Here is a 12,934-nt window from a genome sequence, read left to right on the forward strand (position 1 = left end):
GGAAATGGACGCACCCGGCGGGGGAGCGGGCGGCGGTGTACAGGACCGCCACCCGTACGGGCGATGGCCCCAGCGTAGCGGGGTTCGGGCAAGAAGTGAATACGAATTCAAAAATTGAAACTAGAATCAGAACATGGCCTATAAACGCTCTGCATTGATGGAAGAACGCCTGGCCGGGGCCCGTGAAAGGATCCTGCTGGCCACCCGTGAGCTGGTCGCCACCGGCGGCTGGCGCAATGCCCCGGTGACGGCCGTAGCGACCCAGGCCGGGGTGTCCACCGGCCTGATCTACCGCCACTTCCCGTCCAAGGCCGAACTGTTCGTGGAGGTGCTCAACGCCGCCGTGGCCCACGAGGTCGCGATCATGGAGCGCATCGCCAGTGGCCCGGAAGTGGCCAGCGAGCGTCTGCGGCTGGCGATCACCGCCTTCGTCCGCCGCGCGCTGGCTGGGCCGGGGTTGGCCCATGCCTTCATCGTTGAGCCGGTCGACCCGGATGTGGAAGCCGAGCGCATGCGTGGCCGTCGTGCCTTTGGGGATGTCTTCCTGCGGCTGGTGGAAGAGGGCGTGGCCGCCGGTGAACTGCCGGCGCAGGACGCGCACGCCACGGCCGCGTGCCTGGTCGGTGCCTTCACCGAAGCGATGGTCGGCCCCACCGCGCCCAGCCGCGAAGCGCACCGCGACGAAGACGCGCTGGTGGATGCGATCTGCAGCTTCTGCCTGCGCGCGATCGGCGCCCGGTAATCCGGTAGAGCCGGCCGCTGGCCGGCTTCTGTTGCCGGGGTCAGATCCCTTTTGCGGCGCAAAAGGGATCTGACCCCATCCCCGGGCATGTTGCGCCGCACCAGCAGTGACGCCTGTTGTCGCACGCAAGGCGCGTTCTATACTCGGCCCATCACGCAGTCGCTCAGCCGTGGTCCAACGACTATCAGCCAGGGGTAACGAAGAGTGCGGAATTACGATCTGGAGTTCCTGAAACGCTTCTCCATGGTGATCGCGCTGCTGGCGACCATCACCCTCGGCCTCATCCTCCTTGCCGCCTACATCCACACCCGGATTCCGCCCGAGGTGTCGCCGACCGCGGCCAAGCGCACCGAACAGCGCATCTCGCCCACCGGTGCGGTCTATGCCGGCAGTACCGGCGCCGCCGCGCAGGCAGCGGCCAAGGCCGCCGCGCTGGCCAAGGCGGCGTCGCAGGTGGCCTATGGCGGCACCAAGGACGGCAAGGTCATCTTCGACAACCTGTGCACTGCCTGCCACACCACGGGTGTGGGCATGGCGCCAACGCTGGACCACTCGCACTGGGACAAGCGCATCGCGCAGGGCAAGGACACGCTCTACAAGCACGCCATCGAGGGTTACACCGGCCCGGACGGCGGCATCATGCCACCCAAGGGCGGCAACCCGGCGCTGACCGAGGAGCAGATCCACGCCACCGTGGACTGGATGCTGGGCAACCTGAAGTAGACGATCGTGCCGGCCAGCGGCCGGCACGACCCGGCTTTGCCCACCGAGGCCTGATCGCTCATATGCCCCCGCTGCGCAGGCGGGGTTTCGCATTTCAGGGTTAGTCTGTGCGCCTCTTCCATGGAGTCGCCCGTCGATGCGCCGCCGTTCCCTCGCCCTTGCCCTGTCCCTGCTGCTGCCGGCCGGCGCCTTTGCCCAGGCCCAGCCGCAGGCCGCACCGGTCGCGTCGCCCTCCGCCGCGCGCAGCAGCGGCACCGTGGTGCTGACCGCCGCACCGGCCGACTGGCGCGCGCTGGATGGCCAGCGTGTGCGCATCGCCGCACCGCTCACCCTGGCCGGTACCGACGGCCTGGAGCGCTTCGGCCAGCTTACCGTCGCCTTCGATGGCCGCCTTTGGCAGCCGACCGAAGTGGCCGCGCCGGGTACTGCCGGCTACGAGCAGGTGATGGCCGACAACCTGCGCCGCCGCCTGGTGCTGGACGACGGCAGTGATGCCCGCGATCCGGCCAGCGTGCCGTACCTGCCGGCCAACCCGGTGCTGCGTACCGGGATGCAGCTGCGCAATGTGGAGGGCATCGTGCGCGTGGACGCACAGGGCCGTCCGCGGCTGCAGGTCGAAGGCGCACTGAAGCTGCCGGAACTCAAGCGCCCGGCGGTGCCGACGGTGCCGGGCAGCCTGCACGTGGCGGCCTTCAACCTGGAGAATTTCTTCAACGGTGACGGCCAGGGCGGTGGCTTCCCGACCCTGCGCGGCGCGCGCACGCTGGACGAGCACAAGGCGCAGGTGGCCAAGCTGGTCACCACGGTCAACGCGCTGGGCGCCGACGTCGCCGCGTTGATGGAACTGGAGAACGATGGCTACGGCCCGCAGTCGGCCATCGCCGAACTGGTCGATGCGCTCAACCGCGACCGTGGCGCGCAGGGCGACTGGCGCTTTGTCGACGCGGGCAACGGCCCCGGCGACAACCCGATCCGGGTCGGCATCATCTACCGCAGCTCGCGACTGCAGCCGGTGGGCGCGCCGGCCACGCTGACCGGCGGCCCGTTCGTCGAGCACAGCCGCGTGCCGCTGGCGCAGGCCTTCCAGGGCAAGCACGGTGCACCGTTTGTGGTGGTCGCCAATCATTTCAAGTCGAAGGGCTGCCGCGACGCGGCCGGTGCCGACGCCGACCGCAACGACAACCAGGGCTGCTGGAACGCCACCCGGGTGACCTCGGCGCAGCAGCTGCACGCCTGGCTGCAGACCGACCCGACTGGTACCGGTGCCAAGGACGCGGTGCTGCTGGGCGATTTCAATGCCTACGCGATGGAAGACCCGATCCGCACCCTGCATGAGCTGGGCTGGCAGGACGCGTTCAATGTCGCCAAGGTCGAGCATCCCTACAGCTACGTCTACAACGGCTACACCGGCCGCCTCGACCATGCACTGCTGAGCCCGGGCATGGCCAAGCGCCTGCGCGGGGCCGCCGAATGGCACAGCAATGCCGACGAGCAGGACGCCAGCGGCTACCAGGGCCGCAACGTACAGGGCCCGTGGCGCAGCTCCGACCACGACCCGCTGTTGCTGGGCTTCGACAAATAACCCAGCGGTTGTGCATCCGCTGGGGTGTGGCGTGCACTTGGGGCGGCACTGATCCTGCTGTTGCTTTTGATCTTCCAGTCCGTCTTCAAGCGAGCCGAGCATCGCAGGTGAATCAGGGGCGAAGAGGCGCCGATGTCTGAGCGCAGCGAGTTCGGCGCCGTCCCCTGGTTCATCGAGAAGCGCAGGGTACCGGTGCACAGCACCGGCTCGCGGCTGGCGGCGCGTTTCTTTTGGTTACTTTTCTTTTCGCGCGAAAAGAAAAGTGACATCCCACCGCGGGCGCGGAAATGGCCCGCCGCAACCAACGCTCACCCCCAGGCGATCAATCCGATCGCCAGCACCGCCAGCGCCAGGCCGGCGCGGTTCCACTTCGTGGTGGCCTCGCCGAAGGCGAACACGCCCACCAGTGCACCCAGCACCACCACGCCGATGTTCATGCCGGCGAACACGGTGGCCGGGCTCTCCGGCATCGACTGATGCGCATGCACATAGAAAAGAATGTTGCCGCCATTGAGCAGGCCCAGCAGCGCACCCGCGCCGAGGTTGCGCCAGGCCAGCCGGCTGCGGCCGCTGAAATGCCGCCATAGCTGCAGCGCCAGCATCAGCACGAAGGCCACGCTGAAGCTGGCCAGCACCGCCGCCATCGACGGCGTGCCGGACAGCGCCACCTGCTTGAGCAGCACGTCGACCACCGCGAACCCGGCCCAGACGCCCAGCAGCCAGCCCCAGCCACCGGGCGAGGACGCCACCGCCGGGCCGCGCGGGCGCAGGCTGATGGCTACCATCGCCAGCAGGCCCAGGCCAAGCCCGGCCAGCTTCCATGGCGTGGCGGTCTGGCCGAAGAACAGGAAGGCGGCGGCCAATGACAGCAGCAGCGACAGCCGCTGCGCCACGTCGCTGCGGACGATGCCGGCCACCGCCACCGCGCGGCCCAGCACCAGGAAGATCGACGGCAGCACCACCGCCAGCGCCAGCAATGACAGCCACGGCGCATGCGGCGCGCGCAGTGCGTCCAGTGGCGGTTGCAGTACCACGGCGGTGAGCGTTGCGGCCACCAGATAGTTCCAGGTGACCATCTGCGCAACATCCAGTTGGCGGCGTCCGGCCACCTTCAACAATACTGAAACCAGCACGCTGCAGATCACGGCCAAAGACAGGTAGAGCATGGGTCGGGCACAGGGCAGGGGCAGGGGACGGTATCATGGTGCCATGCACAAGCCTTCGTTCCCCGTCGCCCCCGGCGAAACCGCCTGCCTCGAACTGGACGGCCCGGCCGGCCCGCTGGAAGTGGTCGTCGACCTGCCCAAGGCCGATGTGCCGGTGCAGCCGATCGTGGCCATCGTCTGCCATCCGCTGTCCACCGAGGGTGGCACCCTGCACAACAAGGTGGTCACCATGACCGCCACCACCCTGCGCGAGCTGGGCATTACCACGGTGCGCTTCAACTTCCGCAGCGTGGGTGGTTCGGCCGGTGAGTTCGACCACGGCGTGGGCGAGCAGGATGACCTGAAGGCCGTCGCCGCCTGGGTGCGCAGCCAGCGTCCGGACGACCGCCTGTGGCTGGCCGGTTTCAGCTTCGGCTCGTTCGTGTCGCTGAAGGCCGCCGGCGAACTGCAGCCGGAAGCGCTGATCTCGATCGCGCCGCCGGCCGGTCGCTGGGATTTCGATGGCATTGCACCGCCGGCCCGCTGGCTGGTGATCCAGGGCGAGCAGGACGAGATCGTCGACCCGCAGGCCGTCTACCAGTGGCTTGACACGCTGGACGCCCCGCATGAGCTGGTGCGCATGCCCGAGACCAGCCACTTCTTCCACCGCAAGCTGATCGATCTGCGCGGCGCGCTGACCCACGGCGTCAAGCACTGGCTGGGCGCAGCGGCATGAGTGCGACCGAGTTGACCCCGTCGCAGCGGTACGCGGAAGGGGTTGCCCGTGGCGACTGGCAGAACGACCCGGCCCAGCATGCGGCGCTGGCCGAGCTGGACCGCATCCACCTGGGCCTGCTGGACAGTGCCGAGGACGGTTGGCTGGACCGCCTGTCCTCGTTCTGGAAGAAGCCCGAGCCGGTGAAGGGCCTGTACTTCTGGGGCGGCGTCGGCCGCGGCAAGACCTTCCTGGTTGATCTGTTCTACGACGGGCTGCCGATCAAGCAGAAGTACCGCACCCATTTCCATCGCTTCATGCGCAGCGTCCATGAGCGCCTGCGCGAGCACCAGGGCCAGAGCGACCCGCTGGCGAAGATCGCCCAGGAATGGCGCAGCAACCTGCGCGTGCTGGTGCTGGACGAATTCTTCGTTACCGACATCGGCGATGCGATGCTGCTGGCGCGGCTGCTGGAGCGCCTGTTCGCCGAAGGCGTGACCCTGGTCACCACCTCCAACACCGCGGTGGAGAACCTGTATCTCAACGGCCTGCAGCGCGAGAGCTTCCTGCCGGCCATCGGCCTGCTGCAGCGCTTCTGCGTCGAACTGTACGCCGAGGGCACCGAGGATTATCGGATGCGCGCGCTGACCCGCTCGCCGGTGTACCGCGCACCGCTGGCGGCCGACAGTGACGACTGGCTGGCCACCCGCTGGAACGAGCTGAGCGGCGGCCAGCCGGCCAAGCCCGGCAACATCGAGATCGAGGGCCGCAAGATCTCGGTCCGCGGCCGCGGCAAGAGCATCGCCTGGTTCGACTTCGCCGCGCTGTGCGAGGGCCCACGCGGGCCCTCGGACTACATCGAGATCGCGCACGAGTTCAACACCGTGCTGCTGGGTGGCATCCCCGCCTTCGACCGCTTGAACGAGGATGCCGCGCGCCGCTTCGTCAACCTGATCGACGAACTGTACGACCGCCACGTCAACCTGGTCTGCACCGCCAGCACCTCGCCGATCGAGCTGTACACCGGCCAGCGCCTGCAAGGCGCATTCGAACGCACCGCCTCGCGCCTGATCGAGATGCAGAGCGCCGAGTACCTGGGTACCCCGCACCGGGCGTGAGGGGGCCGCTGGTTGTAGAGCCGAGCCCATGCTCGGCTGCTTCTGAATGACGTGCCGAAAGGCAGCCGAGCGTGGGCTCGGCTCTACAACAGCGCGGCGGGCCTATCGACTCGGCGCCACCGCATCATCCTGCGGCTGCTCGCGCACGCTGGCCGCCACCTGCACGCCCTCACTGCGCTGGATCAGCCGCAGCGGCTGCCCCTGATAGCGGACCTCGAGCGCGTCGTGGGCCTCGGCCACGGCGGCCACCAGCGGGCACAGCGCCTGCGCGCGGGCCTCGATGCGCTCGGCGCGGCCTTCCAGCTGCTGTTCCATCTGCGCGTCCAGGCGGTCGGCGCGCTCCTCCATCGCCTCGCTGCGGCCGGTGACCATCTGCCACAGCATGCTGCGGGCGATGGATGCGGACAGCGACTCGGCCATGTCCTGCACCTTGGCCTCGAAGCCCGGCCCGAACACCGCCTGTTCCCAGTAGCCCTTGCCCAGCGTGCCGCCGATCCAGTCATCGGCCTGCCGGCGCAGGCGCCGGACCTTGCGGCTGTTGGCGGTGCCGGTGAGGCTCTCATAGACCCCGTCGAGCACGTCGAAGCTCAGCCCGCTCACTTCCTGGGCCAACGCCGTGGCTGCCGGCATCAGCTGCCGCGCCCCCGCCTCCATCTGCCGCAGGCGGGCGGCGTCGGCCTCGCTGACCGGCACGACCGTGTCGTCCAGGCTCAGCACGCCATCGTGGAACACCACCTCGTGCGGCGCCTGCGGGCCATGCCGCAGCCAGATGCCGCCGCTGTCCACCAGCACGTCGTAGTCGGTGCGCATGCCGCACTGGTCCGAGCGCAGCTTCGGGGCGTCGCCGGCCATCACCGGGGCGGTGGCCAGGCAGGCCAGCAGGGCCAAGGCGGGCAGGGGCGGGCGCATGGTGGAATCCTTTCCGGTCGGTGCAGGGCCCCAGCATCCCGCGCCCGCACGGTGCCGTCACCGGCCGGAAGTCACTGCCCGATGGCATCCAACCGGCCATACCGGCTTTCCCGCCGGCTGCCCACCACCTATCCACAGGGTTGTCCCTAGCCAGTTTCATCACTGTCATGTGAAGCTGTCATTGTTCCGTTTTCGCGGTGCGTTGTACCACCGCAATGACGCCTTTCGGGCTTGACTGCGCAGCCCGTTCCGGCAGGTCTGAAGCGTCTGATCCGGGCGCCGATGGCACGATCCTTGCGGCGCAAGGGATTGCCGAATTTCACTACATTTGGCGTTGACGGACCCCATTACCCCCACTATCTTGTGGCCGTCGGTCGCAGCAACCCCAATTCCAGGGGGTGCCCGGGGTACCCATCCGCGATCGTCAACGGCAGTGGCAGGCGCAGGGTCTCATCCCCTGCGACGCCGTCCTGCCATCCTGGGCTGTCATGTCCCGGGCTGCGTCACCCGATGCATCGAGCACCCACCAATCACGCCAAGAGGACACACGCCGTGACCACCGAATCCAGCGCCACCATCGAGAAGGAAAGCGAATTCCTGTTGACGTCGCCGCCGACGGCCAACGCGATGAGTGTGACCAAGCGCAATGGCACGACCGAACTGGTGGACCTGAACAAGATCGTGCGCGCGGTGCAGCGTTCCTCCGAAGGCCTGCACGCCGTCGATCCGATGCGCGTGGCCACCCGCACCATTTCCGGCCTGTACAACGGCGCCACCACCCGCGAGCTGGACGAACTGTCCATCCGCACCGCCGCCCTGCTGATCGGTGAAGAGCCCGAGTACGGCCGCCTGGCTGCGCGCCTGCTGGCCAACTACATCGCCAAGGAAGTCTCGGGCCAGGAAATCTACGCGTTCTCGCAGTCGGTCAGCCGTGGCCATGAAGTCGGCCTGATCAACGACCGCCTGCTGAACTTCGTGCAGACCAACGCGCGCAAGCTCAACGATGCCATCGACATCTCGCTGGACCTGAACTTCGATTACTTCGGCCTGCGTACCCTGTACGACCGTTACCTGCTGCGCCACCCGCACACCCGCAAGGTGATCGAGACCCCGCAGCAGTTCTTCCTGCGCATCGCCAGCGCGCTGAGCGAGGACGTGTCCGAGACCCTGGCGCTGTACAAGCGCATGGGCAACCTGGACTACCTGCCGTCCAGCCCGACCCTGTTCAATTCCGGCACCACCCACGAGCAGCTGTCCTCGTGCTTCCTGCTGGACTCGCCGCAGGACTCGCTGGAGTCGATCTATTCCAAGTACGGCGATATCGCCCAGCTGTCGAAGTTCTCCGGCGGCATCGGCGTCAGCTACACCCGCGTGCGCTCGCGTGGTTCGCTGATCAAGTCGACCAACGGCCACTCCAACGGCATCGTGCCGTGGCTGAAGACCATGGATTCGTCCGTGGCCGCGGTGAACCAGGGCGGCAAGCGCAAGGGCGCGGCCTGCGTCTACCTGGAAACCTGGCACGCCGACGTCGAGGACTTCCTCGAGCTGCGTGACAACACCGGTGACGAAGCCCGCCGCGCGCACAACCTGAACCTGGCCAACTGGGTGCCGGACCTGTTCATGAAGCGCGTCGAAGCCGACCAGGAATGGTCGCTGTTCGATCCGCGCGTCGTGCCGGAGTTCACTGACCTGTTCGGCGAAGCCTTCGAGCAGGCCTACCTGCAGGCCGAAGCCCAGGGCAAGGCCAACCGCACCATCTCCGCGCGCAAGCTGTATGCCCGCATGATGCGTACGCTGGCCGAGACCGGCAACGGCTGGATGACCTTCAAGGACAAGTGCAACCGCGCCAGCAACCAGACCCTGCGTCCGGGCAACGTGATCCACCTGTCCAACCTGTGCACCGAAATCCTGGAAGTCACTTCCAACGATGAAACCGCCGTGTGCAACCTGGGTTCGATCAACCTGGGCAACCACTTCGACGAGCACAACGAGTTCGACTTCGAGAAGCTGGCCGAGACCGTGCGCCTGGCCGTGCGCCAGCTCGACCGCGTCATCGACCTGAACTTCTACCCGATCGAAACCGCCCGCCGCGCCAACCTGCGCTGGCGTCCGGTCGGCCTGGGCTGCATGGGCCTGCAGGACGTGTTCTTCCGCAAGCGCCTGCCGTTCGACAGCGCCGAAGCCCGCGCCCTGTCGAAGAAGATTGCCGAAGCGATCTACTTCCACGCGCTGGAAACCTCCTGCGAGCTGGCCCAGGAACGTGGCAAGCACCCGTCGTTCAACGACACCCGTGCCGCCGGTGGTGAACTGCAGTTCGACGCCTGGAACGTGGTGCCGGAAGACACCGCACGCTGGGATGCCCTGCGCGCCCGCATCAAGGAACACGGCCTGCGCAACTCGCTGATGATCGCGATCGCCCCGACCGCGACCATCGCCTCGATCGCCGGTTGCTACGAGTGCGTCGAGCCGCAGGTGTCCAACCTGTTCAAGCGCGAGACCCTGTCCGGTGACTTCCTGCAGGTCAACCGCTACCTGGTGAACGAGCTGAAGAAGCTGGGCCTGTGGACCGCCGACATGCGCGATGCCATCAAGCTGGCCGAAGGTTCCATCGCCGGCGTGGCGCAGATTCCGGAAACGCTGCGCGAGGTCTACCGCACCGCGTGGGAACTGCCGATGCGTTCGCTGATCGACATGGCCGCCGAGCGTGGCGCCTTCATCGACCAGTCGGCCTCGCTCAACCTGTTCATGGAAAGCCCGAACATCGGCGCGATGTCTTCCATGTACATGTACGCCTGGAAGCAGGGCATCAAGACCACCTACTACCTGCGTTCGCGCCCGGCCACCAAGATCGCCAAGACCACGGTGAGCAGCGCAGCCCCGGCCAAGGTGTTCAGCCCGGACGAAGCCATCGCCTGCTCGCTGGAAAACCCGGAAGCCTGCGAGGCCTGCCAGTAAAACGCGCTGTGCCGGCCCCGCCGGCACCTCGCACCTGTAGAGCCGAGCCATGCTCGGCTGCAAAAAAACACCCACGGTAGCGCCGGGCCATGCCCGGCGGCTCACCCAGGAATTCAAGGAAACACCCATGGCCGACAAGCCCAAGCAGATGCTGCTCGATCCCGGTTTTGAACTGACCCTGCGCCCGATGCGCTACCCGCAGTTCTATGACATGTACCGGAATGCGATCAAGAACACCTGGACGGTGGAAGAGATCAACTTCCAGATCGACATCACCGACCTGCACAGCAAGATGTCGCCGGGTGAGCGCCACCTGATCCACCGCCTGGTCGCGTTCTTCGCCACCGGCGACTCGATCGTGTCCAACAACCTGGTGCTGAACCTGTACCAGCACTTGAATGCGCCCGAAGCGCGCATGTACCTGTCGCGCCAGCTGTATGAAGAAGCGCTGCACGTGCAGTTCTACCTGACCCTGCTCGACAACTACCTGCCGGACCCGGAAGAGCGTGTCAAAGCCTTCGCCGCGGTGGAGAACATCGACTCGATCAAGAAGAAGGCCGACTTCTGCTTCAAGTGGATCGACTCGATCCAGGACCTGAAGCGCATCGAGACCCGTGCCGAGCGCCGCCAGTTCCTGCTGAACCAGATCTGCTTCGCCGCTTGCATCGAAGGCCTGTTCTTCTTCGCGGCCTTCGCCTACGTGTACTACTTCCGTTCGCGCGGCCTGCTGCCGGGCCTGGCCTCGGGCACCAACTGGGTGTTCCGCGACGAGAGCGCGCACATGGAGTTCGCGTTCGAGTCGGTGCGTGTTGTCCGCGAGGAAGAGCCGGACCTGTTCGACGAAGAGATGAAGCAGCAGGTCTACGACATGCTGGCCGAAGCCATCGAATGCGAAGTGCAGTTCGCCGAGGACGTGCTGTCCGGCGGCGTGGCCGGTATCTCGACCCGCGACATGCGCCAGTACCTGCAGCACTGCGCCGACCAGCATTTCGCCAAGCTGGGCATGGAAAAGAAGTACAACGTGCGCAACCCGCTGCCGTTCATGGAACTGCAGGACGTGCAGGAACTGACCAACTTCTTCGAACGCCGCGTCTCGGCCTACCAGGTCGGCGTGCAGGGCGAAGTGGCCTTCGACATGAACTTCTGATCGGACCGGTCAGGCCTGTCGCAACGAAGAACCCCGGCCAATGCCGGGGTTTTTTGTTGCGCATCAACAAGATGGGCTATTCTCGCTGGACTCCGGCGGCGGCGGTACGTCGTACCCATGCCGTGCCTGGACAGGAAGAGGGGATGCCACGGCAGGAATGACGCGCGGACAATCCCAGCGCCGCGTTCCCGTACGCGTGTTCCCACCATGGTGGTGGAATTGAATGGACCCTGGAGGTCGCAATGGAGACTGCAGTGCCTGGAACAGCAACCCGCAAGACCGTGTTTCGTGGATGGATGGGAGGACTGTTCGCCGTCCTGGTCGCCTGTCCGTCCCTGGCCCATGGCACGAACTGCGATTCCAAGGTGGCCAACGTTTCCATCGATGCCAGCGGCAAGGTGTTCGTGGCAACCACCGCCTCGCCCATCCACGCGGTCTGCAACATCGTCAGCAAAGGCGATTTCAGCATGCCGACGGAGGTCTGCAAGGCAACCTACGCCATGCTGATGAGTGCGAAGGTCTCCGCCATTCCCATCCGCCTGTACTACACCAGCGTGCCGCAATGTGGCGATATCAAGGCCTGGTCGGCACAACCGAGCTTCTACCACGCCGAACTGTTCTGATCACGGGGCTGGGCGTATCGCCTGGAGGGCACGCCGCGATCAGCGCCGTCCTTCCACCGCCATGCGTACCGCCAGCCCGGCCAGCACCGTGCCCATCAGCCAGCGCTGCACCACCTGCCAGGTCGGGCGCGCAGCCAGGAAGCCGGCGATGCTGCCTGCAGTCAGCGCGATCATGCCGTTCACGCTGACGCTGACCAGGATCTGGGTGGAGCCCAGCACGATCGACTGCATCAGCACACTGCCTTCGCCGTCGGGATGCAGGAACTGCGGCAGCAGCGACAGGTACATCACGGCCACCTTCGGGTTCAGCAGATTGGTCAGAAAGCCCATCGTGAACAGCTTGCGCGGGCTGTCCTGCGGCAGGTCGCGCACCGCGAACGGCGAACGGCCACCCGGCTTGAGCGCCTGCCACGCCAGGTACAGCAGGTACAGCGCGCCGCCGATGCGCAGCGCGTCGTAGGCAAACGGTACCGTCATCAGCAGGGCGGTAATGCCCAGCGCCGCACACAGCATGTAGAACACGAAGCCCAGCGCCACCCCGCCCAGCGAGATCAGCCCCGCCATGGGCCCCTGGCAGATCGAGCGCGAGATGACGTAGATCATGTTCGGCCCGGGCGTGATCACCATGGCCAGCGAGACCAGTGCAAAAGCCAGAAGGTCGGAAGTGGCGGGCATGGGCGGTCCTGGCGGTGGGCGTGGCGCAGTGTAGCGCCTGCCACGGGCGGTGCCTGCGCAGGCACCGCTGCCAGGTGGCCATTGCACATGCGTTCCGATGGCCGTCACGCCGGTCGCATAAAATTACCGGACCCCACACACCGAAGCACCCCCATGACCCCGATCCCCGAGACCGTGCCGCCCACCGAAGTGCGCATGGCCGAAATCGTCTTCCCGAACCACACCAACCACCTCGGCACCCTGTTCGGTGGCCAGGCGCTGGCGTGGATGGACAAGGCCGCCTTCCTGGCCGCTGCGCGCTACTCGCGCCGCACCGTGGTGACCGCGCGCAGCGACCAGGTCGACTTCAAGCTGCCGATCCGCATCGGCCAGATGGTGGAAACCATCGGCCGCATCGTCGAAGTCGGCCGCAGCTCGATGAAGGTCGAGGTGGAGCTGGTCGCCGAAGACCTGCACAGCGGCGAGCGCAAGCTGTGTACCCGCGGCCACTTCGTGATGATCGCGCTGGACGAGGAAGGCCATCCGATCGCAGTGCCGCCCCTGCCGGTGGCCTGACCCGGCCGACTGGACCGGCGCTTGCCGGGGCGCGCATGCGCCCCC

At 66.7% G+C, this 12,934-nt stretch carries 12 protein-coding genes; 9 read left to right on the forward strand and 3 right to left on the reverse strand.

Annotated features, from left to right (window positions below; translation table 11 throughout):
• Positions 1 to 133 precede the first annotated feature (133 nt).
• The 3 genes from ACZK4H_RS00970 (at position 134) to ACZK4H_RS00980 (ending at position 3,047) form a co-directional block, all read left to right on the forward strand.
• Positions 134 to 742 carry a TetR/AcrR family transcriptional regulator gene (locus ACZK4H_RS00970; protein WP_099551548.1) on the forward strand — a complete coding sequence of 203 codons (609 nt, stop codon included), beginning with the start codon at positions 134 to 136 and terminating at the stop codon, positions 740 to 742.
• 204 nt (positions 743 to 946) lie between these two features.
• Positions 947 to 1,465, forward strand: a complete 519-nt coding sequence (locus ACZK4H_RS00975) for a c-type cytochrome (protein WP_005407662.1) — start codon at positions 947 to 949, stop codon at positions 1,463 to 1,465.
• 136 nt (positions 1,466 to 1,601) lie between these two features.
• Entirely contained in the window at positions 1,602 to 3,047 is a 1,446-nt protein-coding gene (locus tag ACZK4H_RS00980) for an ExeM/NucH family extracellular endonuclease (RefSeq protein ID WP_099551547.1), read from the forward strand.
• Positions 3,048 to 3,355: 308 nt separating this feature from the next.
• Here the strand turns inward: ACZK4H_RS00980 and ACZK4H_RS00985 are convergent, their stop codons facing one another.
• Positions 3,356 to 4,213 (reverse strand): EamA family transporter, encoded by an 858-nt coding sequence (locus tag ACZK4H_RS00985; RefSeq protein WP_099551546.1) that lies wholly within the window; start codon positions 4,211 to 4,213, stop codon positions 3,356 to 3,358.
• Positions 4,214 to 4,256: 43 nt separating this feature from the next.
• Here ACZK4H_RS00985 and ACZK4H_RS00990 point away from each other — a divergent pair, with 43 nt between their 5' ends.
• Together ACZK4H_RS00990 and zapE are read left to right on the forward strand one after the other, a co-directional pair.
• Positions 4,257 to 4,928: an alpha/beta hydrolase gene (locus ACZK4H_RS00990; protein WP_099551545.1), complete on the forward strand. Its 672-nt coding sequence runs from the start codon at positions 4,257 to 4,259 to the stop codon at positions 4,926 to 4,928.
• Positions 4,925 to 6,025 (forward strand): cell division protein ZapE, encoded by a 1,101-nt coding sequence (gene zapE / locus ACZK4H_RS00995; protein ID WP_099551544.1) that lies wholly within the window; start codon positions 4,925 to 4,927, stop codon positions 6,023 to 6,025. The genes ACZK4H_RS00990 and zapE overlap by 4 nt, the downstream gene beginning before the upstream one ends.
• A 102-nt stretch (positions 6,026 to 6,127) precedes the next feature.
• Here the strand turns inward: zapE and ACZK4H_RS01000 are convergent, their stop codons facing one another.
• Positions 6,128 to 6,934 carry a DUF2884 family protein gene (locus tag ACZK4H_RS01000; protein WP_099551543.1) on the reverse strand — a complete coding sequence of 269 codons (807 nt, stop codon included), beginning with the start codon at positions 6,932 to 6,934 and terminating at the stop codon, positions 6,128 to 6,130.
• 552 nt (positions 6,935 to 7,486) lie between these two features.
• Between ACZK4H_RS01000 and ACZK4H_RS01005 the strand changes: the two genes are divergently transcribed.
• The 3 genes from ACZK4H_RS01005 to ACZK4H_RS01015 all read left to right on the forward strand — a co-directional run bounded on the left by ACZK4H_RS01005 (position 7,487) and on the right by ACZK4H_RS01015 (position 11,659).
• Positions 7,487 to 9,889, forward strand: a complete 2,403-nt coding sequence (locus ACZK4H_RS01005; RefSeq protein WP_032128210.1) for a ribonucleoside-diphosphate reductase subunit alpha — start codon at positions 7,487 to 7,489, stop codon at positions 9,887 to 9,889.
• Positions 9,890 to 10,016: 127 nt separating this feature from the next.
• A complete protein-coding gene (locus tag ACZK4H_RS01010) occupies positions 10,017 to 11,036 on the forward strand; it encodes a ribonucleotide-diphosphate reductase subunit beta (RefSeq protein ID WP_004153683.1) in 1,020 nt (339 codons plus the stop codon).
• Between the two features lie 296 nt (positions 11,037 to 11,332).
• Positions 11,333 to 11,659, forward strand: coding sequence for a hypothetical protein (locus ACZK4H_RS01015; protein WP_241896737.1), 327 nt, complete (start codon positions 11,333 to 11,335; stop codon positions 11,657 to 11,659).
• 39 nt (positions 11,660 to 11,698) lie between these two features.
• On the opposite strand, the gene ACZK4H_RS01020 is transcribed toward ACZK4H_RS01015, so the two are convergent.
• A complete protein-coding gene (locus ACZK4H_RS01020) occupies positions 11,699 to 12,334 on the reverse strand; it encodes a LysE family translocator (RefSeq protein ID WP_099551541.1) in 636 nt (211 codons plus the stop codon).
• A gap of 153 nt (positions 12,335 to 12,487) precedes the next feature.
• On the opposite strand from ACZK4H_RS01020, the gene ACZK4H_RS01025 reads away from it, so the two are divergent.
• Positions 12,488 to 12,889: an acyl-CoA thioesterase gene (locus tag ACZK4H_RS01025; protein ID WP_049435481.1), complete on the forward strand. Its 402-nt coding sequence runs from the start codon at positions 12,488 to 12,490 to the stop codon at positions 12,887 to 12,889.
• The last annotated feature ends 45 nt before the right edge of the window (positions 12,890 to 12,934 follow it).

This window comes from Stenotrophomonas sp. 78350_Sma, assembly GCF_056482105.1.